Source organism: Globicatella sulfidifaciens DSM 15739 (assembly GCF_900167405.1).
Taxonomy (GTDB): domain Bacteria; phylum Bacillota; class Bacilli; order Lactobacillales; family Aerococcaceae; genus Globicatella; species Globicatella sulfidifaciens.
Genome location: NZ_FUWO01000022.1, coordinates 1 through 25,360, shown reverse-complemented (window position 1 = coordinate 25,360; position 25,360 = coordinate 1). Strand labels below are relative to the sequence as shown.

The window sequence follows — 25,360 nt, the reverse complement described above, 5'->3', positions numbered from 1 at the left end:
TCGTTAAATGGTAAAGGTCTTTATATAGCGTATGATATTTACCTGTATGGATATCTTTATAACGCTTAGGTTTTTGTTTAAACTGTGTTTTTACGGTCTTATATCTCGCGATTACCGTACGCATCACGGACTGGGCCATTTGCGATTGCATTCCAAAATCCTGACGTATCTGATGATACAAGGCGTTGTGTAAAGTCGTTTGACCTAATTCAAAGTCATGGTCAAAGATATATGTCGAAACAAAATTACAAGCGTTTAAAAACTGTTGTTGGGTTTCTTCGAATTTTTCAATATCACTAGCACTTGGGTATAATTGCACTTTAATCGTTTTCGTTAACTGCATCTTGTCACCTCTTTCTTCTTAAACACATTATACCATCTTTTTAGTGAAAACATTAACGATAACCTAGTAAAATCAACAGAAAGAGCTGTCTATTTCGCTAATTCCTCCTAGGTATTAATACCTAGGTTTCCTTAACTGACAGCTTGTAAATGAAGCAGAAAACTATTTATTAGATCGTCAAATTCTAGTGCCATTAATTCAAAATAATACCTCTTTATTGATTTCTGATAAAATTGATAATATTGAAGTTAATCCTGATGGTTCGGGTGTTGATTTTACAACCTTAACGTATCAATAAAATCAGTTGAATCAATTTAGTTTAATTCCTTTCCTTATTTAATAGTCTTATGTTGGAGTGGCCGTAAGATATAATTATCGGATCAATTATAGTGTCTTCAAAGTAGTGTAAAGTCATTAAGTCTCATCTCTAATTGATACTAATGAATATGGGGTTTCACCATTAAAAGTTACCCAAACATCGACAAGTATATCCGAGAGGTTGAGTGGCCACAAAAAGCGTCTTAACGTAGCTAAGAACAAACTTGAAAAACTCAGTCAAGTTAGTGCTTGATTATTAAAAGTGCAGTAGTTGAGTGACATCAAACCACGTCTCACGGAGATTGAACAGACGAAGCGGAAATCATTTCCTTTTCTACTTCTGATTCACTCCCATTATACTAACGCAACTCTTAAGGGGTGGGCCTAGGAAGCTCTCATCATGTGATGGTCGTCTTCTAGCTCACTCCTTAGCTTATGTGTTTTGAAACTGAGAAACTAATCATTTAACAAGGTATAGAATTTCATGTATACTAACAATAGTTTAATTTTATTAAAAGAAAGAGGTGGCTAAATGAATGCGTATGGGAAATATTTGTTAAGACGTATTTTTTATATGTTATTGACCTTATTTATTATTATCACAACAACATTTCTCTTATTACAATTCTTACCAGGGACGCCGTTTGCTAATCAAGATTTATTGACTGCAAAACAATTAGAATTATTGAATGAAAAATATGGGTTGAATAAACCAATTTTTGATCAGTATTTGGCATATTTGGGTAATATATTAAGGGGAGACTTTGGTTATTCTTTCCAATTTAATAATTTACCTGTGACCCAGATTATCGCGGATCGGGCTGGTCCTTCGATTCAATTAGGCTTACAAGCGATGGTTTTAGGGACAGTTGTAGGAACGTTTCTAGGTGTTATCGCAGCGGTTAAACAAAATACTTGGATTGATACCTTTACGTCTATTTTCGCGATTGCTGGACGAAGTGTGCCAAACTTTGTTTTCGCTGTTATTTTACAGTTTGTTTTTGCGGTTGTGTTAGAAGTGTTACCGATAGCGTTTTGGCGTGAAGGCTTTAAGTCAACGATTTTACCAACTTTAGCCTTATCGATTTCGCCAATGGCTGAAGCGGCAAGGTTTATCCGTACGGAAATGATTGAAGTTTTAAATAGTGATTATATTGAATTAGCTAAAGCGAAAGGTTTTTCTAAATTTTACATCATCTTAAAACATGCCTTGCGTAATGCTTTAATTCCTTTATTAACGATTTTAGGACCAGTGACTGCTGGCTTAATGACGGGTTCATTAGTAATTGAACAAATATTTTCTATCCCTGGTATTGGCGAACAATTTACTAAATCTATTTTAGTCAATGATTATCCAACGATTATGGGAATTACGATTATGTATTCGACTATATTAATTGTGATGATTTTAATTGTCGATATTTTATACGGTATCATTGATCCAAGATTAAGAATGGGAGGGGGTAAATAATGGCAAAGGCTTTATTAGATTCAAAATATAATGAAGAATTATTAGCGAAGCTATCGATAGATGAACAATTATTAACACCTGACCATCGTCAAACACGACAAGAAAGCGAAAAAATCCATGCGCCATCTCTGAACTTCTTACAAGATTCGTGGCGACGCTTGAAGAAAAATAAAGGGGCGATAGTTGCCTTATTTGTAGTATTATTCATTGTGCTCATTGCCATCCTGGCGCCATTGATTGCACCGGCTTCACCGTATGCTCAAAATCCAGCCCATGCCAACTTAGCACCTAAAATTCCCGGATTAGAGTGGACGACGTGGTTTGATGGTAAAGCAATGAGTCGTGGTAAGAAATTAATCGATACTTATGAAAAAGCCAATGTCCCTGCCGGCACCTATTACTATTTAGGAACAGACTCTTTAGGTCGTGACTTATTGTCACGTATTTTATATGGGACACGTATCTCATTATTAGTGGCTTTTGTGGCGGCTTTAATTAACTTAGTATTTGGGATTATTTACGGATTAACCTCAGGTTGGTTAGGTGGCAAAGTCGATACCTTTATGCAACGCTTATTAGAAGTGTTATCAGGGGTACCAAATTTAGTCATTGTCGTCTTAATGTTATTAGTCTTAAAACCAGGCTTAATTTCAATTATTATTACGATTGCTTTAACATCCTGGATTACCATGTCACGGGTTGTCCGTGCCCAAACCTTACGTTTGAAACAAACTGAGTATGTTTTAGCAGCACAAGTATTAGGGCAACATCCGATTAAAATTATGTTAAAACATATTCTACCAAATATGATTGGGATTATTATCGTGCAAGTGATGTTTGCTTTACCAAGTGCGATTTTCTTTGAAGCATTTTTAAGCTTTATCGGAATCGGTATTCCGGCACCCGATGCCTCGTTAGGAACCTTAATTAGTGATGGCTATAAGACCTTCCGCTTCTTACCGCATTTAATGTGGTATCCTGCGGCGATGATTTCGGTCTTGATGTTATCCTTTAATTTATTAGCGGATGGGCTGCGGGATGCCTTTGACCCTAAAATGAAAGAGTAGGTGACGAACATGGATCAACCAATTTTAAGTGTTAAGAATTTACAAATTAGTTTTAAAACCTTTGCCGGTGAAGTGCAGGCTATTCGTGGTGTGAGCTTCGATTTGCATAAAGGAGAAACATTAGCGATTGTTGGTGAATCAGGTTCTGGTAAGACGGTCACCACTCGTTCCATTATGGGATTATTAAGTAAAAATGCCATCATCAAATCAGGAGAAGTCTTATTTAATGGTGATAATCTATTACAATATAAAGAACGTCAAATGCGAGACATTCGTGGAACGCAAATTGCAATGATCTTCCAAGACCCGATGACCTCATTAAATCCGACCTTAACTATTGGCCAACAGATTATGGAAATCTTAACCAAACAAAGAGGGATGTCTAAAAGTGAAGCGATTGAAGAAACGATTGATTTATTAACTTTATGTGGTATTCGCGACCCTGAAGCTAGATTGAAACAATACCCTCATCAATTTTCAGGAGGGCAACGTCAACGGATTGTGATTGCGATTGCTTTAGCGGGCGACCCTGAGATTTTAATTGCAGATGAACCGACGACTGCACTAGATGTGACGATTCAAGCGCAAATTATTGAGTTATTAGAAGAAATTCAACGACAAAAAGACATGTCCATTATTTTTATTACCCATGACTTAGGAGTGGTGGCGAATGTGGCAGACCGGGTGGCCGTGATGTATGCTGGTAAAATCGTCGAAATAGGGGGCGTGGACGATATTTATTATCACCCACAACATCCCTATACTTGGGGCTTATTAAGTGCGATGCCGACCCCAGATCAAAAAGGAGAGCTCTATGCGATTCCCGGTACGCCACCGGACTTATTGAATCCACCAAAAGGCGATGCCTTTGCTTTAAGAAATGAGTATGCATTAGCAATTGATTTTGAAGAAGAGCCTCCAATGTTCCAAGTATGTGATACGCATTATGCGGCCACTTGGCTATTACATCCTCAAGCGCCCGCGGTCATGCCACCACAAAATATTTTAGATCGTTATGAACATTATCGCTGCGAATGTCAACAAGGAGGCAGACAGTCATGAAAAAAGAACCACTTGTCCAAGTGAAACATTTAAAACAATATTATGATGCAGGAACTCCTAATGAAGTCAAAGCAGTCGATGATGTTAGCTTTGATATCTATAAAGGCGAAACCTTTGGTTTGGTCGGTGAATCCGGTTCAGGTAAATCTACCATTGGTCGTGCTATTGTCAATTTATATCAACCGACCGCAGGTGAAATCTTATTTAATGGTCAAAGTAATCAAGATCGTCGCTCATTAAAGCAAAGACGCTTATTCAATAAAGAAGTTCAAATGATTTTCCAAGATCCTTACGCTTCATTAAATCCACGCATGAAAGTGCGTGATATCATTGCTGAAGGGATTGATGTTCATGGACTAGCCCATAATGAGAAAGAGCGCAATGATCGAGTGAATCAATTATTAGAAACAGTTGGACTTAATATTGACCATGCGACGCGTTATCCTCATGAATTCTCAGGAGGGCAACGTCAACGGATAGGGATTGCGAGGGCTTTAGCAGTCGAACCACAATTTATCGTCTGTGATGAGCCAATATCAGCTTTAGATGTATCCATTCAAGCACAAATTATCAATCTGTTAGAGCAATTACAAGCTGAAAGAGGCTTGACCTATCTATTTATCGCTCACGATTTATCAATGGTTAAATACTTTAGTGACCGAATTGGCATGATGTATCGCGGTAAATTGGTTGAATTAGCCGATGCGGAGGAACTCTATGCCAACCCTCAACACGCTTATACGCAAAGTTTATTATCGGCGATTCCCTTACCGGATCCTGATTATGAACGCGAGCGCCAACGTATTATCTTTGATGAAAGTACAATCGATTTACAAAGTGAAATGATTGAAATTAAACCCAACCATTGGGTAAAGCCATAAATAATAAAAAATAAACAGCATGAGGCTGGGCAGAGGAAGCGAAAATCAATCGATTTTCTATTTCTTATCCAATCCGTGCTGTTTTTTTGTTGTCCAAATCGTGATAAAAGTTAATGTTTTTTGTTAATCATTTTAATAAAAAGGCAATGAAAAACGCTTTAACTAAAAGAAAAGATTAGATTCTATTGCATATCCTAGTTAAACACGATAAAATAGAATGGATAAAAACTATCTCACGCAAGAGATTTTGGGAGGCCATTATGCAAGAAGAAATTAGTCTAAAAGATTTGTTTAACATTGTGAAAAAGCATGTGTTTACAATCTTTGCATTAACATTAATTGGGGCAATCTTGTCCTTAGTATTTATGAACTTTTTTGTGGAACCAAAATATCAATCAGAAGCACAACTATTGGTTAATCAAAAAAGTACAGAACAACAATCAATTAACTATAATGAAATTCAGTCGAATATTCAGTTAATTAATACTTATCGTGATGTTATTCGTAGTCAACAATTATTAACACAAGTTAGTGAAAACATGGGTGGAGTCTATACTACAGAACAATTGACAGACGCTGTAACGGTAGATCAACAAACTAATTCACAAATGTTTACTGTTAAAATAGTTTTGGATGATCCAAGTGCTGCACAAAATGTATTGGCTCATATTACCACGCTATTTGATCAAACATTGAGATCAATTTATGAAGCCGATATATCGAATATCTATGTCTTACAGCCAGCTTCATTTGATGCCAATCCTGTTTCACCAAGCGCAATTCGTTATTTGGCGATTGGAACTTTAATAGGTCTAGCTTTAAGTGTTCTCTATATATTAATTGCGGAAATGACTGATACGACAGTGAAAGATGTGGAGTTCTTACAACAATTAGGCTTAACTAATTTAGGGGAGATTAATATTATTTCCAGTCGTGATGCCAAAAATGCCCGCTTAAGTCAACGTGGGACTAGAAGAGTAAAGGAGTAATTGAATAATGTTTGGAAATAAACGTAGAAAAAAAGAAAAAAACTTACAAAAAGAACAATCATTCGGTGCCCCTTTAATTGCTTACAATAATCCAAAATCAATTCATGCGGAACAATTTAGAACGATTCGTACTAATATTGAGTTTGTGAATATTGATAAGCCTGTTCAGTCGATGATTGTGACTTCAAGTATACCGGCAGAAGGTAAGTCGACCATCTCATCTAACTTAGCTTATGTGATGGGGGCAACCGAGAAAAAAGTATTAGTGGTTGATGCCGATATGCGTAAACCAACCGTCCATCGTACCTTTGCTTTAAACAATGAAAAAGGCTTATCAACCTTAATCTCACAACCGGAAATGAAGTTTAATGAAGTAGTCCAATTTAGCCCCGATCTAAATCTTTACTTTATGCCTGCTGGACCGATTCCACCAAATCCGGCTGAATTATTAACTTCAGCACGGATGAACAGTATTATGGAAGAATTAAAAGGCTATTTTGATTTAATTATTTATGATACACCTCCAATTAGTGCGGTAACCGATGCCCAAATTATGGCCACTAAAGTGGATGGGGTGGTCTTAGTGGTGCGTGAAGGCTATGTTACAAAAGACGAATTACGTAATTCAAAAGCTGCTTTAGATAATGTTAATGCTCGTATCTTTGGGTATGTCTTAAATGGTAAAGAAATATCAGATTCTGCTGGCTATTATGCTTATTATGGTTACTCAGAAGAGGCCTAAAGATGTTAGTAGATATTCATAGCCATCTCCTCCCCGGGGTAGATGATGGCGCCAAAAATATTGAAAATTCAATTGAATTAGCACAAGTTGCGGTGAGTGAAGGTGTCGAGCATTTAATCTTGACACCTCATCATTATAATAACCAATATGTTAATCATAAATATGATGTCATAAAAGCGACCGAAGAATTACAAAAAATCTATGATCGAGCAGGCATTAATCTGAAAGTCTATCCTTCCCAAGAAATCCGTATTCATCATGATTTATTAGATAATATCTTATATAAGGATGATTATTTATCATTGGATGCGCGTGGCAAATATTACTTAATTGAAATGCCCACTAAGAGCGTTCCTGATTATGCATTAGATTTAATTAAAAAGATGATCCAACAAGGTATGGTGCCGGTTATTGCGCATCCAGAACGTAATCATGCCTTTGCCAAGGACATTCGCTTATTGTATCAGTTTATTGAAGCCGGCTGCTTATCGCAAGTAACCAGTCATTCGTATATTGGCTTTTATGGAGAAAAGTTACGCAAAATTAGTCAAGAGATGATAGAACATAATTTAATTCATATCATCTCTTCAGATGCTCATCATTTAGAATATCGTCCCTTTAATATGCAGAAAGCTTATGAGCAAGTAGAACTTGATTATGACTCACGATTAGCCGAATATTTTAAACACAATGCGGCTGCTGTTTTTAATGGTGATGATATTGTAACGATGCGCCCGAAAAAGAAAAAGCGCTTTGGCTTATTTTAAAAGATCAGAAATGAAGTGATTAGATGAACAAACGATTGATTAATCTATTAGTTGTATTAATTTGTATTGTTTCTTTAAACAATCAGACCGTATATGCCACCGAAACTCAAGAGCCGATGTCCGTGCTATTATTAGGCATCGACAGCGGCTCTTTAGGTCGTACTGAGGTAGGACGTAGTGATGTGATGATGGTCATGACTCTAAATCCCAATACTAACCATATTACCTTAACCAGTATCCCCCGCGATACCTATGTTGAAATAGTGGGTCAAGGCATGATGGATAAAATCAACCATGCCTATGCCTTTGGTGGAATTGAGATGTCACGCGCAACGGTTGAACAATTCTTAGGCATACCAATTGATCATTATATATTGGTCAATATGGCAGGCCTATCTGAATTAATTGATCAAGTAGATGGCGTAGAAGTCATTCCACCGAGTACCTTTAGCATTAGTGGTTATCATTTTGTAGAAGGACAAGCCATTACCTTAGATGGGGAGATGGCCCTAGCTTATGTTCGAGAACGCTATACTTCCGGTGGCGATTACGGACGTCAAGAAAGACAAAGACAATTGGTAACAGCTGTCATTCATCAAATAAGCAACAATAAGAATATTTTTAATTTAAAAAACATTTTCTATTCATTGAATGAAAACATTAAAACAGATTTTGATTTGATAACATTGATGGGATTGTATAAAGAGTTTAATGATTCTGTTGATAATGTGACGACTTATCAAATCAGTGGTTATCCACAAATGATTGAGAATATTTATTATGAAGTACCAGATGCGGAAGTATTAGAAGATGTAAAATACGCCATACAAAATGAGCTGAATGAGCAATAATTCTATATTAATTGGGAGATGAGAAAGTGGAAGAAAAACGCAACCATGATAATCTATTGATAACTATAGTGGGGAGACTATCAAGAAATCAACGATTAGCCATTTGGATGTTGGGAGACTTATTGGCCTTTATTTTAGGCACAATCGTTTCAATGATTATTTTATGGAACATTATTAAACCTAGCAATTTATTATTAATCTCTTATACTATCTTGAGCTTTTTGTTATTTGCCATTATTGGGCATCAAACGAAAATATTGGGTCAAATTAACCGTTATTTAAATATTAATGATTTATTTAGTATCTTTTTATTAACGTGTGTGGCTCAATTATTAACGAGTATTGTGATTGTTGTTAGTTTTCAATGGTTTTCCATCCGATTCACTTTATTATCGATGATTATTGCAGCGGTGCTTACTTTAGCCATCAGAGTCCTATGGCAACAATTATACTTTGGTCAGAATAAGGCTGAAATAATGTCAAAACCTAAAACACGAAAGGTTATTGTCATGGGAGCAGGTGATGGTGGTTCCTACTTTCTGGATTCCTACAGAAGGAACCCAGGTAATATCGAAGTCTTGGCGGTATTAGATTCGGATAAATCGAAACATGGACAAGCTATCGGAGGCGTAACCGTATTAGGGAATTTGGATAAATTGCCTGAACTAAAAGCACAAGGGGCAGAAGAAGTGATCATTGCGATCCCTTCATTGAGTTCTAAAGCATATGAAGAAATTTTAACCGAATGTAATCGTGTAGGTTTAAAAGTCTATAAGATGCCGAAAGTAGAAGATGTTATTCAAGGGGTAATTCGTGCGAATCAAAATTTACCTAAAGTGGAGATTACCGACTTACTAGGCCGTGAAGAAGTAAAATTAGATGAGACTTTATTACGTAAGGAATTAGAAAATAAAACGATTCTGGTGACTGGTGCCGGTGGTTCGATTGGTTCGGAGATTGTCCGTCAAGTTTCAAGATTTAATCCCCGTAAAATTTTATTATTAGGTCATGGCGAAAACTCGATTTACTTAATTTACCATGAGATGTTGAAACAACAAAAGATGATTCAATATGTGCCGGTGATTGCGGATATTCAAGATAAAGAGCGATTACTCCAAATTATGCGCGATGAACAACCAGATATCGTCTACCATGCAGCCGCTCATAAGCATGTTCCATTAATGGAGATGAATCCAATTGAATCTTATAAGAATAATATTTTAGGGACTTATAATGTAGCGACCGCAGTTCATGAGACTGGTGTCAAGAAAATGGTGATGATTTCAACCGATAAAGCGGTCAATCCACCGAATGTGATGGGTGCTTCAAAACGGGTAGCGGAATTGATTATTACTGGGATTGCCCAACAAAGCGATTCAATCTTCTGTGCGGTACGTTTTGGTAATGTATTAGGTAGTCGTGGAAGTGTGATTCCCGTGTTCATCAAACAAATTGCAGAAGGTGGACCGGTTACCGTTACCGACTTTAGAATGACACGTTACTTTATGACCATTCCAGAAGCAAGTAAGTTAGTTATTCATGCGGGGGCATTTGCACAAAGTGGAGAAGTATTTGTGCTAGATATGGGAGAACCGGTTAAAATTGTCGATTTAGCTAAAAAATTAATCTTATTAAGTGGCTATTCAGAAAATGAAATCGAAATTGTCGAATCAGGTATTAGACCAGGAGAAAAATTATTTGAAGAGATTCTTTTAGATGGTGAAAAAGGCGATCGTCAAATTGAAGGTAAAATCTTTGTCGGAAATGTGGCTAGAAGACCTTTATCTGAGATAGAAACATTTATTAAGGAATTACAAAAAGATGATCCACAAAAACTAAAAGAAACAATTGTCAACTTTGCGAATTCACATGAGGGGGAGAATTAATAATGAATGAAAGAATCTTTTTATCATCACCCCATATGAGTGACGTGGGTTACGAACAAGAATATATTAAAGAGGCTTTTGATACTAAATGGATTGCTCTATTAGGAGCTAATGTGAATGGATTTGGAGAAGAATTAGTAGAAATGACGAATGGTGGTCATGCTTTGGCTCTATCTTCTGATACTGCTGCGATTCATTTAGCTTTAAAAACTTTAAACGTTGGCTAAGATGATATTGTATTCTGTCAATCATTAACCTTCTCGGCATCAGCCAACCCAATTATCTATCAAAATGCGACACCAGTCTTTATTTAATCAGCTCCTGGAACCTGGAATATGGATCCAGAAGCCCTAGAAGAAGCTTTTACCAAATATAAGCCAAAAGCCGTTATTGTCGTTCATTTATATGGACTTCCAGCTGAAATTAAGAAAATAAGAGCGATTTGTGATAAATATAATACACCATTAATAGAAGATGCAGCCGAAAGTTTAGGTTCAACAGTGGATGGTCAATGGACAGGTACATTTGGTGATTATGGTATCTTTTCATTTAACGGTAATAAAATAATTATCACCTCTGGTGGAGGTATGTTGGTTTCAAATAATAAAGTTGGAATTGATAAGGCGCGTTTTTGGTCAACTAAATCTCGTGAGACTTTTAGACATTATGAACATAGAGAAGTTGGTTATAATTATAGATTGAGTAATGTGTTAGCTGCTGGTATTGGTAGAGGACAATTAAAAGTACTATCAGATCATGTTAATAAGAAGTGGGAAATTTTTAAAGCATACCAAGAGGGGTTAAGTGAAATAAAAGAAATATCCTTCATAACTGAAAAAGAAGGAAAACATGCAAATTATTGGTTAAGAGCCATAATACAAAACCACAAGATGTAGTGGGTCAAAAATATTTGACTACCATATGTTGCATAAAACACATCCTTTCACCATAATCGGGCGCGACGTGAGTATGGTGAAAGGATAAACATAAGATACAGCATAAAATGGGACTGAAATACATTTCATATACAATATATAGATTTTGAACTGGTTTTATACATAAATTAAGAAATTAGAGGTGTCCTATACACCACAAACATACATAACCCAAGCAGGAGGAACTATCATGGCTTATTTAAAAATCAAAAGATTAATAGATATCATACTTTCTACACTTGGACTTATCATATTATCTCCTGTTTTTTTAGTACTCATTATAGCAATCAAGGTTGACTCCCCTGGACCTGTTCTCTTTAAACAGAAGAGAGTCGGGATCCATAAGAGTCATTTTCATATATTGAAGTTTAGAACTATGAGAATAGATACGCCAAAGGACACCCCCACACATCTATTGGAGAATCCGGATCAATGGATTACTAAGGTTGGTAAGTTCTTAAGACGGACGAGCTTAGATGAGCTTCCACAAATCATCAATATCTTCAAGGGTGAAATGAGCATCATCGGACCTCGGCCTGCTCTTTGGAATCAGTATGATTTGATTGAAGAAAGAGACAAGTACGATGCAAATGACGTGCCAGTTGGACTTACTGGATGGGCGCAGATTAATGGTAGAGATGAACTTGAGATTGATGTGAAGGCAAGACTTGATGGAGAGTATGTTGAGAAGATTGGACTTCTGATGGATGTCAGATGCTTCTTTGGGACGATATTTAGTGTGTTAAGAAGTGATGGTGTTGTTGAAGGTGGGACTGGGGTTAAGGCTATGACTGAGAATAATAAAGCAGAGGAGACAGTTACGAAATGAGTAACCTTAATAAAAAGAGAATTTTAATTCTGTCGAATCATTTTATAACCTTATATAACTTTAGAAAAGAACTAATTAAAAGACTAAATGATGAAGGACATGAAGTCTACATCTCCATGCCAAAGTCAGATGATAATAAATTCTTTAAGGATATGGGATGCAAAATCATTGAGACGCCTGTTGATCGAAGAGGAATTAATCCCTTAAGAGACATTGTTTTAATTATGACATATACAAGGATCATGAAAGAAGTTAATCCGGATATTGTATTCTCTTATACCATTAAACCGAATATTTATGGGTCCGTAGCATCTAATATTACTAAGAACAAGCAGGTTAACAACGTCACTGGTACTGGTGGTACTTTCTTGAAAAGAAATTTTGTTAGTGAAGTTGCAAAGCTTCTATATAAAATGTCAATTAAAAAATCATATAAGGTGTTTTTTCAAAACAGCGGAGATAAGGACCTATTTGTCAAGAACAACATGGTTAAAGATAACTATGCCATGCTTCCGGGATCTGGCGTTAATTTAGAACAGTTCCAGGTAAGCGAATTACCCTCAGATAAAGAGACAAACTTCATTTTTATGGGAAGAGTTATGGCGCTAAAAGGTATAGATCAGTATTTAGAAACAGCAAAAGTAGTAAAAGCTGAATATCCAAACACGAACTTTTATATTGCGGGTTTTATTGAGGAAGAAAAGTACAAGCCTATTATAGATGAACATGATTCAAAAGGAATTATAAAATACATAGGCTTTCAAAAAGATATTAAGTCTTGGATAGAAAGGTGTCATTGTACAGTTCTCCCGTCTCATGGTGGAGAAGGCGTGCCCAATGTACTCCTTGAATCCGCTGCTATGGGAAGAGTATGTATTGCTTCAAATATCAATGGGTCTAAAGATGTTATTGATGATGGAGTGACCGGATACTTGTTTGAAACAGGTAACGCAGAAGATTTAACGGATAAAGTAAAGAAATTCTTGGATTTAAGCTTTGAGGAAAAAGTCAGAATGGGATTAACTGGCAGAGCTAAGGTTGAGAGAGAATTTGATAGACAAATAGTTATTGGAAGATATTTAGAAGAAATAAGATACTTAGAGGGTTAATATTATGAATAGAAAAAGAGATATAATTGAGAAACATGCAAAAATTATAAGTGTCATTGTAAAAATTTCAAAAGCACTTCCAAAGGGTTTTTATTTAAGGTTGTTCAAACTAATTAGAAGCCATGATAATTATATTGCTATGTTCATTAGATTTATTTGTCTAAAGAACTGTGCCAAAAGTTGTGGAAATAACGTTGCTATTTTTTCAAATGTATATTTACTTAAAATTCATAATCTTGAAATTGGAGATAACGTGAGTATACATCCGTTATGTTATATCGATGCAGCTGGTGGAATTATAATCGGAAATGATGTATCAATCGCACATAACTCAACAATATTGTCAGAAGAACATAAGTATACAGATCTAAATATGAATATAAAAGACCAAGGGTGTGATTATAAGAAAACAGCCATCGAAGATAATGTATGGATAGGTGCGGGATGTCGCCTTTTAGCTGGTACTTATATAGAATCTGGTAGCATCATTGCGGCAGGGGCAGTTGTTAAAAATCGAGTTAAAGCAAAGTCTATTATGGGAGGCATTCCTGCAAAATTAATTAAGGAAAGGAAATAATATATGAGACTATTATTCGCGCATGATCATATTTTTTATAGATTTGATGATGTTATGTATAGTACTGGTGGTCTTTCGAAAGAGATGATAGAAAGGTATACTAGTGTTTTTGATGAAGTGCAAATTGTTAGTAGGCAAGTAGCATTAAAGTATTTCAATGAAAAACTAACCGTAGCTTCTACCGATAATGTTGACTTTACTCCTGTACCTAACTTTAAGTCACTAATAAATTATGTGAAAATTACAGAAGCAAAAAGTATTATTGAAAGAGAAGTGATAAATTCTGATGCAATTATTGCTAGATTACCTAGTTCAATTGGGAATATTGCAATTGAAATTGCCAAGAAGAATAATATACCTTATTTAATTGAAGTGGTTGCATGCCCTTGGGATGCTCTATGGAACCATAGTTTAAAAGGAAAAGTTGTTGCACCATTCTCATATTACAAAATGAAACAACTTGTAGAAGAATCTAAGTTTACTGTATATGTAACAGAGAAATTTTTACAAAAAAGGTATCCAACAAAGGGAATGAATACAAACTGCTCTAACGTGGCTTTACAAGAATTTAATGAAGATGTCTTGAGAAAAAGGATGGAGCGTATTGAAAACAAAACGACACAAGAACCTATTATTATTGGTACAACCGCAGCAATTGATGTTAAGCATAAAGGACAACAATATGTTATTAAAGCGTTAGGTAAACTTAAATCTGAAGGTATTACAAACTATCAATATCACTTAGTTGGTGGTGGTAATCAAGAGTATTTAAAAAAAATCGCTGAAAAGCATGGTGTCAGTGATCAAATTAGATTTCTTGGAACGATGCCACATAACAAGGTTTTCGAATGGCTAGATTCTATAGATTTATATGTACAACCAAGTAGACAAGAAGGTTTACCACGTGCATTGGTAGAAGCAATGAGCAGAGCAGTTCCAGCTTTTGGGGCTAGGACTGCAGGTATACCCGAGCTTTTAGATGATAAATTTATTTTTAGCAATACAAGAAAGAATATAGATGAGATTTGTGAAATACTAAAGTCTTTTGATAAAGAAACCATGACTAAGCAAGCTACAAGGAATTATGAAGAGTCAAAGAAGTATGACAAAGGAATAATTGAAGAGAGAAGAAGAGAGTTTTTTGAGGATTTCAAGAAATCTAAGCCTTTGTTAGATTAATTTAAATGCACATTGATATCGTTGAAAGAAGGCAGACAATGAGTATATTATTTCAAATTATTGCAGTATTTATCAATGCAATATTATTTTTTAGAACATTTAAAAAGATTAAATACAACTTAAGAATTGCATATATAGCTTTGCTGATTTTTCAGGCGGTATTTGTCTTCCCAATAGTTCTAGAATGGTTTTTTGGAATTCAAGATTATAGCTATAAATCTCCAGGGTTCCATATGGCTTTAAATGATAGTAAAACAAATGTTATATATAGCTTGTTCGTAATAATAACACCAATAATATTTTACATTTCAGGGAAAAAGAATAGAAGCAAAGGAATTATAATTGAAGATATAAGGTCAACAATACTAAATCTTAGAGTAAAGAGAGAATTATATGTAATAGGTGTAATTTTAATGTTTCTTCCATTTATGCTTGCATTAATAGCTCCATCACCTGAGAAATATTTATTTGAGTATGCATATTTTCAAAAATTCAGAGATTTAGCGACAAACCCTGAATTATGGTACCATAGAAATATTATGAGAATAGGCGAAATTGTCTCATTATTATCTATTTTAATGACTAAGTTGTTTAGCAAGAATACTAAATTCAATAATTTTTTAATATATTTTGCGGCCATTATCACTGGAATATTAAATGGGAAAAGAACATTGTTAGCTTTTATTATATTTGAAATTTTAGCGGTAGATATTTTAAAATCTCCTAAAGGTAGATTCCCCCTAAAAAGAATAGTGTTTAGCGGACTATTTATCATTATTTTCTTTTTGGGATATGCTTTTTTAATCGATAAACACACTGCTAATGTCACTACCATAGATAATTTAAGACTATATTTTTTTAGAGATGTCGATGTTAAATTTTCTATCTACGCATTACTAAACCCAGAACAATATAAGGTGCTTGATTATTGGGGGCAAAGCTATTTGTTTAATATTATTTTTTATATTCCTAGAAGTTTATGGCAAAACAAACCTTATCCGTATGATACTTACGTTACAGCAGCAGCACTTGGATATCAACCTGGAACTTTGATAAGCTGGAATTTTCAAACAAGTATTTTTGGAGAAGCGCTATCTAATCTAGGTTGGTTTGGAATACCATTTTCTTTAGCACTTATAAATAAATTTATTAAAATATCAGAGCGAAGTAAGAACCCGATAATTAATGTCCTTTGTTTATTCATACTAATGTTTTCTTTTATGAATCATTTTGGGTCATGGCGTAATTATTTTATTATTTGGCTAATATTGGTCTTCTTTAACAAAGTAAATTTAAAGAAAAATAAAAAAAGTTTCTTACAATCAAATAACAAGTAAAGAGGTTAATATCATGAGAAAAGTAAATTTTTTTATTGGAACGCTCTCTACAGGTGGTGCTGAGAGAGTAGTTTCCAATCTTTCATTAAACTTAAATAAAGATATCAAAAAGATAATACTAATGTTTGGAGAAAAATCAAAAATTGACTATCCTTATGAGGGAGAACTCATTTATCTTGACAAAGATAGTCATTCGAATATTTTAAGTAAATTGAAAGTTGTGCTCTCTAGAATAATAACTGTCCAAAAAATCAAGAGATTGGACAGTCATGCAACGACGATCAGTTTTTTAGAATATCCCAACTTGATTAATACTTTAACTTCTAGAAGTGGAAGATCTATAGTTTCAGTTAGGAACCATATGTCTACGAAGCATAATAATGGGTTCAAATCTAAACTATGGAATTCAACCATTAAATATCTTTATCCTAAAGCAGATCTCATTATTGCTGTGTCTGAAGAAATTAAACGTGATTTAATTGATAATTATAATGTTAATGCAGATAAAATCAAAGTAATATACAATTCGTATGACCTTCAGGGCATAAGAGAAATGGCGAAAGAAGAAATTGAAGACAAATACAGTGGAATATTTAACCATCCAGTCATTATAACAGTGGGGCGTCTTAACAAGCAAAAAGGCCATTGGCATCTTATTAGAGCATTTTCGAAAGTAAAAGAAGCAATTCCAAATGCTAAGTTAGTCATATTAGGGGAAGGCGACCTTGAGTCTTACTTAAATAAATTAGCATCAGATCTAAATATTATTGATGATGTTCACTTTTTAGGTTTTCAAAAAAATCCATTTAAGTACATAGTTAGATCAAAGGTATTTGCAATGTCATCATTTCACGAAGGGTTTCCAAATGCATTAGCTGAGGCAATGGCATGTGGTGTGCCGGTTATATCTAGTGACTGTAAGTCAGGCCCAAGAGAGATACTAGCTCCTACAGAATTCGATAATGAAAATATAGACTATCAAATAGATAAAAAAAGATATGGTATTCTTACGCCTGTATGTGATGGTTCAAAATACAATTCGAAAGATGCAATATCGATAGAAGAATTAAAAATAGCAGATTCAATACTCTCGTTATTGAAAGATGAAAAACTTTGGAATCACTTTTCAAATCAATCTCAAGAGAGAATCAAAGATTTTGAGATCAGTAAGATTATTAAAGAGTGGGAAAGTGTGATTTAATAAAACACTTTAAGGGGAAATTTTAAATGCAGAAGATAATGAGCTTTATTAATAATAGACGTAATTTTATTATATTCTTTTTGTTAAAAGTCCTAATAATGGTTTTAGGATTAATAACCAACATATTCATCGTAAGAAAGTTAACTGTAAATGATTTTGGGGTATTTTCTGTCGCACTAATGTTCGTAGGCTTGATAACCACTTTTGGATTTAGTTGGAGTTCATCCTCAATTCTTTACTATGGAAGTCGAGAGAAAGCCAAGACAGGTTCAATCAATAAAACCTTTTGGGCTAGGAATATTATTATAGCTGTTAGTCTTGTGCTAACTACAATTCTATTCGCTTTGTTTAGAAATCAAATTAATGACTATATTGGCTTGGATGTAGCATTGTTAATCTTGATATGGCTCTACATAAGTGTAGCTGAGGACTATTTAAGTCAATACTTTTTAGCCGTTAAGAAGCAGTTATTATCTAGTATTCTTTCAATAACTGCAAAAGTTATTTACATAGTAATGATTTTTATCTTTACATTTGATGCAAAGACTTTGATCTTATTGAACATTGTTAGCCACGCAACAGTCCTTTTCTATATATTTGGAATTAATAAAAATGATATTGGTAAGTTTGAATTCGACAAAGATTGGTTCAAGGAAATCTTGAATTTCTCATTATGGCAACTTTTTGGATTTTCAGGCCTTTATTTGATTAACTTTGGAGATACCGCTGTCATTAAGCATTTCATGACAACAGAAGATGTAGGTATTTATAATGCTGCATATAAGCTCTTTAATTCAGTAGCAAATTTTGCATTTGTTATAAGTAGTTATTATGCAGGGAGCGTTTCACAGTATTTTATAAATAATGAAAGCGACAAGATCAAACGGTTCTTCTACAAAGAGCGCTTCTTTATTTTTGGATTAAGTACCCTAGCACATATACTTGTTATGATTTTTTCAAAACCGATAATTACAACACTGTATGGGGATAGGTATATTCAATCAGTTGCGATTTTTAATGTATTGATGATAGGAAGTATGTTTAGATATTTAGCAGTATTTTATACGTTGTATTATAATACAAATAACAAGCACAAAGTTCTTCAGTATATCAATATTGTTAGATCAATATTAAATTTATTTTTAGACATAGTGTTTATTAAATTATTTGGTCTTATTGGGCCGGCTATAGCAACGACACTATCTTTAATAATAACATTCTTATTTTCTGTGTATTATTGTGAGAAGAGAATATTGAAAATATTAAATGTGGAGGATCAGTAGATATGAAGATACTATTTTTAGGTGATTTACTCTACGACTACAATACTATAAATGATGATATAGAAAAGTTAAGTGAGTTCATCAAACAAAATGAGTACTATACAGTTGTTAATCTTGAAGCTCCATTAAAAAGCAACGAACAGTTAAAAAAATGGATTAATCTAGCGAATTCAAATTTAGTAGTAGATGTTTTGAAAAAATTAAATGTTGTAGCGGTAAATTTAGCAAACAATCATATTCTTGACTGGGGACCAGAAGGATTAAATAATCTTATTAAAGCTCTAAAAAATAACAATATTACTTATTTCGGTGCTGGTATGAATACTGATGAGGCACAACAACATAAGGTTATTACTTTAAATGGGAAAAAAATTGGATTTATTGGTGCAGGCTGGGATGTGGAGATGTGTGTTTATTCAAAACGTAATAAAGCTGGAGTTGCTCCTCTATCAAATAAAAAATTAAGTAAACAAATTGAAGAGATGCGAAATGAAGTTGACTACAGCATTGTAAATCTTCATTGGGGTTATGAATACGAGTTGTATCCCTTACCCGTTCATCGTAGATTAGCTCACAATTTAGTAGATATTGGTGCAGATATCATCATAGGCCATCATGCTCATATAGTACAGGCATATGAATTATATAAAGGTAGGAGCATTTTTTATGGGCTTGGCAATTTTTATTTTGGAAGTAGAAGAGAACTTTTTAATCAAAATAAAAATAATAGAACAGCAAGTATTTTTAGCAGATATGGTCTTGGTGTATGCTGGGATGTAGAAAATGATCTAATTGAGAATATTTATTTTTGCTCAGAAAACTCTCAAACTATAATTTGCGAACCATTCGAACTTGAAGATATTTCTGATATTCCTATGATGAACTATAATAGATTTTTTGCAAATAACAGAACATCGACGAGAAAACCTTCACTTTATATGGGTAGATTTAATAGTATACTGAACTATTTAAAGGTTAAAAAATTCAATTCGTTATTATATGTTAAGAAAAAAATAAAGCAATTCATTAATAGATAGAAAGAATAACAAAGATAGTAGAGTGAGGTGAATATTCCTATGTATAATAGTATGTATATACAAAAATCAATTACTAGTGTAAAAGATAAGATAAGAGAAATGTATTATAGATATCTTTTTAATGACAAAAGTCGAATTAAAATAGTTTATTATAAAAGACTAGGTAGAAATGTAAATCTTGAGACACCTGAAAGATTTACTGACAAACTACAATGGCTAAAATTAAACTGGTATGATCCGCTTGCAACTAAATGTGCTGATAAGTATTCAGTAAGAGAATATGTTACAGATAAAATCGGAGACAGATATCTCAATGAAATCATAGATATTTATGATTCAACGAAGGATATACCATTTGAAAGTCTTCCAAATCAATTTGTACTCAAAGGGACTCATGGATCTGGGTTTAATATTATTTGCAGAAACAAAGAAGACCTTAATGAGATCGAAGCAAAGCAAGAAATGGACCGTTGGTTAAAGAAAAATTACTTTTGGCAAAATCGTGAATGGGTTTATAAAGATATTAAACCCAGAATTATATGTGAAAAGTATCTTTCTGAAGGAGGAAATCAAAACAATCTTATAGATTATAAGTTCTTCTGCTTTAATGGGGAACCAATCTACTGCCAAGTAATTCGTGGTAGAGGAGAAAATGAAACAATTGATTTTTATGATATAGAATGGAACCATATGCCCTTTAATGGACTTAGAGACCTTCCTATGTCTGACAAGAGATTTAATAAGCCTGGGAAGTATGAGGAAATGATTGAACTTGCAAAAGAGCTAGCTGGTGATTTCCCATTTGTTCGAGTTGATTTTTACTACGTTCAAGATGAAATTATATTTGGTGAGTTGACTTTTTTTCCGTTAAGTGGAATGGGCAAGTTTACTCCAGATGAGTGGGATTACAAGTTAGGACAATTGCTTGATTTGCCAGATAGGAGGAACTGATGGAATTAGAATATGAAAACGGGTATCCAAAGGGTGAAATTCAATCTAGAAAGGATCTTAATTAGTTTCTTTTAATTGAATCTAAAAAGTATAAACGAAGAAATACTAGAAATCCTTTTATATTAATCACTGAAAGTGATTATTTGTGGAGGCATAATATACTCTTAAGAAAAACAGAGTATTACATTAATACAAAAAATACAATAATGGGACTAATTTATAAAATACTTTTAAAAAGATTTCAGAACAAACATATGTTGCATATACCTACAAATTCTTTTGGATGTGGGCTAAAGATAATGCATTTAGGTCCAATATTAGTAAATGGGAAAGTGAAGGCCGGAAAAAATATTTCTATCCATATTAATACAAGTATTGTCGCAGGAGGACCTGATAATGGTGCACCAGTACTAGAAGATGGAATTGTAATTGGAGTTGGGGCAGTTGTTTTAGGTCCAATTAAGATTGCAAAGAATATTGCCATAGGTGCCAATGCAGTTGTTAATAAAACATTTCTTGAAGAAAACATAGCAATTGCTGGTGTTCCTGCAAAGAAAATAAGTGATAACGGAAGAGTCGCATGGTCGAAGAATCAGAAAAAATAAGATGAGGGATGTTAATGTGGGGCGGTTTTCAAGAAGTATAAAAAAGTTAAAAAGTAACTTGTTGGCTTTAAGGCATCTGCAAGATCCTATAACAAGATTTCTAATCGAGAGTTGCGTAAACTGGCTCTTTGACAACTAGTGTGGGTCACGGAATTTTTAGTCGTTCAATATGCAAAAAATTGAACGGCTATTTTTTTATTTATCTATGCGACTTTATTGTTTTGTAATTTTTCTTCTTGAGAAAAATATAACGGTCGTTATCCCTTTTTCGTCCAATCTTTACTTAGTAAGATGTATCGTGCTCTAAACCGTAAATGTCTAAAATTTGTGTATCCATGTCCTGTTCGTTTGATTGTTTGTAACTGTCAAGGACAATTGTGCACTTTTTGCTAGATAACTTTGTGCACTTTTTTATTCAAAAATTGTTTCTCGATATTTCATTCGATGACTCTCGCCATTCATATGGATGACTTCACATCTATGAAGAAGCCGATCAAGAATCGCTGTTGCGATTCCTTGATCTCCAAGCATCTTACCCCAGCTGTCAGGGCCTTTATTAGATGTTAAAATGATTGAACTCTTCTCGTATAAATCGCTAATCAACTGGAAAAAGAGATTCGCTTCGTTTGTCTCCATAGCCATGAACATCATATCATCAAGAATGACTAAGTCAGCTTGTCTCACACGTTTGAGGCGAATTGCCGACTTTCGAACATAACCTTCGGTTTTGAGCAAAGAAATCAACTCACCCATTGATACAAAAGCGACTTGTTTACCTCGCTCAATGGCTTCCAACCCTAAACCAATGGCTATATGTGTTTTTCCCACTCCAGGTGGACCTAAGAGAACGAGATTGAAAAGTTGGTCTAACCAATCGTATTCTCGAAGTTGATCGATTTGTCGTTTACTGAGTGACATTGATTCGATAGTATCGAAGTCGTCCAAGGACTTTTCAAAAGGAAACTGTGCCCATTTTAAATACTTCTGTCGTGTCTTTTCTTCTCGACGATGTTCTTCGTGATTACATAGTGCCACAAGTAGCTCTTGATAAGTCCAAGATTGCTGTTCTGCTTCACGCAGAAAACCTGGGAGAGCCTGAGCCGTTTCTGTCATGCGGAACTGTTTGAATTGAGATTGAAGGCTTTCTGTAGTACCTATGATTCTTTCCCTCCTAACACTTGTAGATATGACTCAACAGAACGTTCTACAGCGGTAATCGATTGATACCTTTCGGACAAACTATCACTCTCTATATCGTGGAGATTTGTCTGAAGTTGCCGACGAGCTAATTCGCTAGCCACATCTCTTAAGAAATTTGCACTGAATAAATTTAATATGATACATTCATTCAACGCCTTGTCTAGTACGTTATTATTTTGTTCTATAACGGTTTCTATAACACGTAACTGATCTCTCATATGCCTTGGATACCTAATTTTGAGCTGGTTGATAAAAATGGTCGCTTCCTCTTTATTATGGAAATGACTAAGTACCTTACTAATATGCTGCTCAAGTTTCTGTTTTCTTTCTGCTTCTCGTCCATGATTAGGGTCTTTAGTCAGCTTGCCTTTCCCTTTAGCCAGGGGATGATCGGCGAGTTGATGACTGCTTTTCAGTTCGAACACAGACAAACGATTATTGCTTATTACTACACGGACTTTAGTTGTTTTTCTTGGTCGATAGGTTCCGATTGGAACCGAGTAGTAATTAGACTTAAATTGAATCGTATTGTCTTTCAGAACGGTCTTTGTTATACTTTCATTATTCGAGAGAATAGGTTTATCAGAGATCGAGATGAGGTGTGACTTTTCCAGAGTGAACACGTCTATCGGTCTCTTTTTTATTTTTTCATGTTTTTTATAATTGCCTCTGCGAGTTAACCAGGACTCACATTGCTCCTGCCATGACTCAATGGAATAGAAGCGACGACCACGGGCGAAGTTGTACTTTACGAATTTAATGACGGCTTCGACTTTTCCTTTAGATTCTGGATCAGCGGCACGACAGACATGAACAATAAACTGTCTTTCCAGTACATAAGCCTGAAACTGTTTAGTAAATAAAATATCTCCATGATTTTCACTGACAATCATCAGCTTATCCTGATCATACACGATTTCTTCTGTTCGTCCTCCGAAGTAGTCAAAAGCATTCTCATGTGCCCGAATCACGTCGTTTGTCGTAAAGGGCTTCTCTTGCCACTCAGCGTATTTATAACGGGAGTGGGAAAGAACAAAGCCAATACAATAAAGCTTTACTCGACTATCAGTTAAGCCTCGTTTTACTGTTATTTCCCCAAAGTCCACCTGTATTTGCTTGCCGGGTGGTAATTCAGGCACCGCTTCGTAATTTCGATAGGTCAAAACCTTTGGAATACCGTAGGTTTCCCTGAGCTCTTTTACGTATGAACGGATCGTGCTTGGAGCTGCTTCGGTGTAACTGAACTGTTCATCTAACCAATCTTCGACTTGAGCCGCGGAAAGCTCCGGCTCATCATTTAGCCAATTTAAAATTGTCTCTTTAAAGGGATCAAGCTTTTTTGACCGAGTATTAAGGTTTTCCACCCAAGCGATTGCTTCATCTGGTCTTTTTTCTAAATCACTCCTAACGGTATTTCGATGTATACCAAGCATTCGACTTATTTTTGCATTTGAAAATCCTTTTTTTTTGTAATGATGTACTTTTGCAATTCTATTCACTTTACTAAAATCCACCTTTTTCTTCTCCTTCCATTTGAAAAACTAACTCTTCTAGTTTATCAAATAGAACGAAAGTATGGGATAAAAGTGCACATTATTATCTAGCAGTAACTGCATAATACAGTTTAGCAGTCACAATTGTTTTGATTATATTATTTGTTGCTTCTAAGTACCCATTTGACAAAGTGACGGTTAAAGCATTAGTGATATACTCTTGATAGTGAGTAATCGTATTAAACGCTGTACGAATCACTTGACGATAGGAATATTTTTTTATTACTTGAAGGTCATAATGGAGCAATTCGATATCGTGTGTCATAATGCATATTTGAAATCATTTGTTTTTTCATTGGCATTTTTTAGTCCCTTATCAAGCGAAAGTAGATAGTCTACCATCATTTTTTCAGTCACTAACCCATCGAACAGGCGATGGGTTTGATAATTCTCAAAATCTAGATCTTCTCGGTTTTTAAGGATTAATTTCCATAAATTTTTCAGCTTATTATAATCACATTTCGATGTAACCTTTTTATATTGATTCATCACTTGAATTCTTAGTTTATTAAGGGCTCTATTGAGTAACTGAATGATATAGAACCGGTCAATCACAATTTTAGCACATCGAAACAGTGTCTTGATAATGCTGATAAAGGGAAGGTTCCTATCCATCGTAATCCCATTCAACTTGACGACGTGCGTCCAATGGGAACCGGAAAAAATGCTTTTTTATATCTGCTTGTTGACGACTATCTAATAAATCTAATACTTGGTGAGTAGAAACATTGGCATAAAATAAAAGACAAACCACCTTTACATGATTTCGTTGTACGTAGTTCGTCAAAGGATAAAGTGGTTGGCAGTATATTAGTTTGAGGTTTCATCTGTTTTTCCAAGGAATCTAATACTCTAACGACCGTACTAATCGACACATAGGTATTATGAGCAATCAGTGAAGCAGATTGTACGAGTCTCAATTGTTCTTTTACGAGTTGTTTTTGTAAGTTAGAAATCTGACAATTTGGCTCTACTAAATTCGTTTGTGCCATAAAGGTTTTCTTACAAGCTTTACATATAAAACGTTGTTTTTTTAGTGGACTTAATTTAGGACAGGAAAGAGAACAAGCATATTTCACTTTTACTTGCTTAAAGCCATGCTTCAAAATAGAGTTATTAATATTTTTTTGATGACAGCAGGGGCAAGCCACTGGGTCATAAGAAAGCGTGGCAGATACTGTCTTGTA

23 protein-coding genes and 3 pseudogenes are annotated in these 25,360 nt (G+C 34.6%); 20 read left to right on the top strand and 6 right to left on the bottom strand.

From position 1 onward, the window contains the following. Nucleotides 1-343: pseudogene (locus B5D12_RS09105) on the bottom strand (RNA-guided endonuclease TnpB family protein); the annotation flags it as partial. Nucleotides 344-1,193: 850 nt separating this feature from the next. On the opposite strand from B5D12_RS09105, the gene opp3b reads away from it, so the two are divergent. The 20 genes and pseudogenes from opp3b to B5D12_RS09005 all read left to right on the top strand — a co-directional run bounded on the left by opp3b (nt 1,194) and on the right by B5D12_RS09005 (nt 21,420). Then, nucleotides 1,194-2,132, top strand: coding sequence for an oligopeptide ABC transporter permease (gene opp3b, locus B5D12_RS09100; RefSeq protein WP_078756528.1), 939 nt, complete (start codon nt 1,194-1,196; stop codon nt 2,130-2,132). Further along, nucleotides 2,132-3,199: an ABC transporter permease gene (locus B5D12_RS09095; protein WP_078756527.1), complete on the top strand. Its 1,068-nt coding sequence runs from the start codon at nt 2,132-2,134 to the stop codon at nt 3,197-3,199. Before opp3b ends, B5D12_RS09095 begins: the two co-directional genes overlap by 1 nt. 9 nt (nt 3,200-3,208) lie before the next feature. After that, entirely contained in the window at nt 3,209-4,261 is a 1,053-nt protein-coding gene (locus B5D12_RS09090; protein ID WP_078756526.1) for an ABC transporter ATP-binding protein, read from the top strand. Then, nucleotides 4,258-5,142, top strand: a complete 885-nt coding sequence (locus B5D12_RS09085) for an ABC transporter ATP-binding protein (RefSeq protein ID WP_078756525.1) — start codon at nt 4,258-4,260, stop codon at nt 5,140-5,142. The genes B5D12_RS09090 and B5D12_RS09085 overlap by 4 nt, the downstream gene beginning before the upstream one ends. 260 nt (nt 5,143-5,402) lie before the next feature. Further along, nucleotides 5,403-6,131, top strand: coding sequence for a YveK family protein (locus B5D12_RS09080; protein ID WP_078756524.1), 729 nt, complete (start codon nt 5,403-5,405; stop codon nt 6,129-6,131). Between the two features lie 7 nt (nt 6,132-6,138). Further along, complete coding sequence (locus B5D12_RS09075; protein WP_078756523.1) at nt 6,139-6,873, top strand: CpsD/CapB family tyrosine-protein kinase; 735 nt, start codon at nt 6,139-6,141, stop codon at nt 6,871-6,873. 2 nt (nt 6,874-6,875) lie between these two features. Then, nucleotides 6,876-7,640 carry a tyrosine-protein phosphatase gene (locus B5D12_RS09070; RefSeq protein WP_078756522.1) on the top strand — a complete coding sequence of 255 codons (765 nt, stop codon included), beginning with the start codon at nt 6,876-6,878 and terminating at the stop codon, nt 7,638-7,640. Between the two features lie 23 nt (nt 7,641-7,663). Then, nucleotides 7,664-8,491: an LCP family protein gene (locus B5D12_RS09065; RefSeq protein ID WP_078756521.1), complete on the top strand. Its 828-nt coding sequence runs from the start codon at nt 7,664-7,666 to the stop codon at nt 8,489-8,491. A 107-nt stretch (nt 8,492-8,598) separates the two neighbouring features. Further along, a complete protein-coding gene (locus tag B5D12_RS09060; RefSeq protein ID WP_078756529.1) occupies nt 8,599-10,377 on the top strand; it encodes a polysaccharide biosynthesis protein in 1,779 nt (592 codons plus the stop codon). Continuing rightward, nucleotides 10,377-11,252: pseudogene (locus tag B5D12_RS09055) on the top strand (DegT/DnrJ/EryC1/StrS family aminotransferase); the annotation flags it as partial. The gene B5D12_RS09060 and the pseudogene B5D12_RS09055, both read left to right, overlap by 1 nt. 250 nt (nt 11,253-11,502) lie before the next feature. Further along, the gene (locus B5D12_RS09050; RefSeq protein ID WP_078756520.1) at nt 11,503-12,141 is read left to right on the top strand and encodes a sugar transferase; all 639 of its coding nucleotides are present in this window, start codon (nt 11,503-11,505) and stop codon (nt 12,139-12,141) included. Beyond that, on the top strand, nt 12,138-13,250 hold the full coding sequence (locus tag B5D12_RS09045) for a glycosyltransferase family 4 protein (protein ID WP_078756519.1): 1,113 nt from the start codon (nt 12,138-12,140) through the stop codon (nt 13,248-13,250). The genes B5D12_RS09050 and B5D12_RS09045 overlap by 4 nt, the downstream gene beginning before the upstream one ends. 4 nt (nt 13,251-13,254) lie before the next feature. Continuing rightward, nucleotides 13,255-13,827: an acyltransferase gene (locus tag B5D12_RS09040; RefSeq protein ID WP_078756518.1), complete on the top strand. Its 573-nt coding sequence runs from the start codon at nt 13,255-13,257 to the stop codon at nt 13,825-13,827. Nucleotides 13,828-13,830: 3 nt separating this feature from the next. Continuing rightward, on the top strand, nt 13,831-15,006 hold the full coding sequence (locus B5D12_RS09035) for a glycosyltransferase (protein WP_078756517.1): 1,176 nt from the start codon (nt 13,831-13,833) through the stop codon (nt 15,004-15,006). A 38-nt stretch (nt 15,007-15,044) separates the two neighbouring features. Next, a complete protein-coding gene (locus B5D12_RS09030; RefSeq protein ID WP_200803022.1) occupies nt 15,045-16,343 on the top strand; it encodes an O-antigen polymerase in 1,299 nt (432 codons plus the stop codon). A gap of 13 nt (nt 16,344-16,356) precedes the next feature. Continuing rightward, nucleotides 16,357-17,544 carry a glycosyltransferase gene (locus tag B5D12_RS09025; protein ID WP_078756516.1) on the top strand — a complete coding sequence of 396 codons (1,188 nt, stop codon included), beginning with the start codon at nt 16,357-16,359 and terminating at the stop codon, nt 17,542-17,544. Between the two features lie 26 nt (nt 17,545-17,570). Further along, nucleotides 17,571-18,827, top strand: coding sequence for an oligosaccharide flippase family protein (locus B5D12_RS09020; RefSeq protein ID WP_078756515.1), 1,257 nt, complete (start codon nt 17,571-17,573; stop codon nt 18,825-18,827). A gap of 2 nt (nt 18,828-18,829) precedes the next feature. After that, the gene (locus B5D12_RS09015; RefSeq protein WP_078756514.1) at nt 18,830-19,864 is read left to right on the top strand and encodes a CapA family protein; all 1,035 of its coding nucleotides are present in this window, start codon (nt 18,830-18,832) and stop codon (nt 19,862-19,864) included. Nucleotides 19,865-19,903: 39 nt separating this feature from the next. Further along, nucleotides 19,904-20,815: an ATP-grasp fold amidoligase family protein gene (locus B5D12_RS09010; RefSeq protein WP_078756513.1), complete on the top strand. Its 912-nt coding sequence runs from the start codon at nt 19,904-19,906 to the stop codon at nt 20,813-20,815. A 299-nt stretch (nt 20,816-21,114) separates the two neighbouring features. Beyond that, nucleotides 21,115-21,420, top strand: coding sequence for a serine O-acetyltransferase (locus tag B5D12_RS09005; RefSeq protein ID WP_143412087.1), 306 nt, complete (start codon nt 21,115-21,117; stop codon nt 21,418-21,420). Nucleotides 21,421-21,831: 411 nt separating this feature from the next. On the opposite strand, the gene istB is transcribed toward B5D12_RS09005, so the two are convergent. The 5 genes and pseudogenes from istB to B5D12_RS10505 all read right to left on the bottom strand — a co-directional run. Continuing rightward, a complete protein-coding gene (gene istB, locus B5D12_RS09000; RefSeq protein WP_327077594.1) occupies nt 21,832-22,578 on the bottom strand; it encodes an IS21-like element helper ATPase IstB in 747 nt (248 codons plus the stop codon). Beyond that, nucleotides 22,575-24,134, bottom strand: coding sequence for an IS21 family transposase (gene istA, locus B5D12_RS08995; protein WP_078756510.1), 1,560 nt, complete (start codon nt 24,132-24,134; stop codon nt 22,575-22,577). The genes istB and istA overlap by 4 nt, the downstream gene beginning before the upstream one ends. A gap of 82 nt (nt 24,135-24,216) precedes the next feature. After that, complete coding sequence (locus tag B5D12_RS10105; protein ID WP_143412085.1) at nt 24,217-24,438, bottom strand: transposase; 222 nt, start codon at nt 24,436-24,438, stop codon at nt 24,217-24,219. Beyond that, nucleotides 24,435-24,803, bottom strand: a complete 369-nt coding sequence (locus B5D12_RS08990) for a transposase (protein WP_268762623.1) — start codon at nt 24,801-24,803, stop codon at nt 24,435-24,437. Before B5D12_RS08990 ends, B5D12_RS10105 begins: the two co-directional genes overlap by 4 nt. 62 nt (nt 24,804-24,865) lie before the next feature. Next, nucleotides 24,866-25,360, bottom strand: a pseudogene (locus B5D12_RS10505) (hypothetical protein); the annotation flags it as partial.

What these genes read in the sequence shown, in the direction of transcription:
- B5D12_RS10105 (WP_143412085.1), bottom strand. Translation starts at nt 24,438, where the DNA reads ATGACACACGATATCGAATTGCTCCATTATGACCTTCAAGTAATAAAA.
- B5D12_RS09080 (WP_078756524.1), top strand. Translation starts at nt 5,403, where the DNA reads ATGCAAGAAGAAATTAGTCTAAAAGATTTGTTTAACATTGTGAAAAAG.
- B5D12_RS09010 (WP_078756513.1), top strand. Translation starts at nt 19,904, where the DNA reads ATGTATAATAGTATGTATATACAAAAATCAATTACTAGTGTAAAAGAT.
- B5D12_RS09005 (WP_143412087.1), top strand. Translation starts at nt 21,115, where the DNA reads ATGCATTTAGGTCCAATATTAGTAAATGGGAAAGTGAAGGCCGGAAAA.
- B5D12_RS09025 (WP_078756516.1), top strand. Translation starts at nt 16,357, where the DNA reads ATGAGAAAAGTAAATTTTTTTATTGGAACGCTCTCTACAGGTGGTGCT.
- opp3b (WP_078756528.1), top strand. Translation starts at nt 1,194, where the DNA reads ATGAATGCGTATGGGAAATATTTGTTAAGACGTATTTTTTATATGTTA.
- B5D12_RS09035 (WP_078756517.1), top strand. Translation starts at nt 13,831, where the DNA reads ATGAGACTATTATTCGCGCATGATCATATTTTTTATAGATTTGATGAT.
- B5D12_RS09060 (WP_078756529.1), top strand. Translation starts at nt 8,599, where the DNA reads ATGTTGGGAGACTTATTGGCCTTTATTTTAGGCACAATCGTTTCAATG.
- B5D12_RS09085 (WP_078756525.1), top strand. Translation starts at nt 4,258, where the DNA reads ATGAAAAAAGAACCACTTGTCCAAGTGAAACATTTAAAACAATATTAT.
- B5D12_RS09015 (WP_078756514.1), top strand. Translation starts at nt 18,830, where the DNA reads ATGAAGATACTATTTTTAGGTGATTTACTCTACGACTACAATACTATA.
- B5D12_RS09050 (WP_078756520.1), top strand. Translation starts at nt 11,503, where the DNA reads ATGGCTTATTTAAAAATCAAAAGATTAATAGATATCATACTTTCTACA.
- B5D12_RS09090 (WP_078756526.1), top strand. Translation starts at nt 3,209, where the DNA reads ATGGATCAACCAATTTTAAGTGTTAAGAATTTACAAATTAGTTTTAAA.
- B5D12_RS09045 (WP_078756519.1), top strand. Translation starts at nt 12,138, where the DNA reads ATGAGTAACCTTAATAAAAAGAGAATTTTAATTCTGTCGAATCATTTT.
- B5D12_RS09030 (WP_200803022.1), top strand. Translation starts at nt 15,045, where the DNA reads ATGAGTATATTATTTCAAATTATTGCAGTATTTATCAATGCAATATTA.
- B5D12_RS09070 (WP_078756522.1), top strand. Translation starts at nt 6,876, where the DNA reads ATGTTAGTAGATATTCATAGCCATCTCCTCCCCGGGGTAGATGATGGC.
- B5D12_RS09065 (WP_078756521.1), top strand. Translation starts at nt 7,664, where the DNA reads ATGAACAAACGATTGATTAATCTATTAGTTGTATTAATTTGTATTGTT.
- B5D12_RS09095 (WP_078756527.1), top strand. Translation starts at nt 2,132, where the DNA reads ATGGCAAAGGCTTTATTAGATTCAAAATATAATGAAGAATTATTAGCG.
- B5D12_RS09075 (WP_078756523.1), top strand. Translation starts at nt 6,139, where the DNA reads ATGTTTGGAAATAAACGTAGAAAAAAAGAAAAAAACTTACAAAAAGAA.
- B5D12_RS09020 (WP_078756515.1), top strand. Translation starts at nt 17,571, where the DNA reads ATGCAGAAGATAATGAGCTTTATTAATAATAGACGTAATTTTATTATA.
- B5D12_RS09040 (WP_078756518.1), top strand. Translation starts at nt 13,255, where the DNA reads ATGAATAGAAAAAGAGATATAATTGAGAAACATGCAAAAATTATAAGT.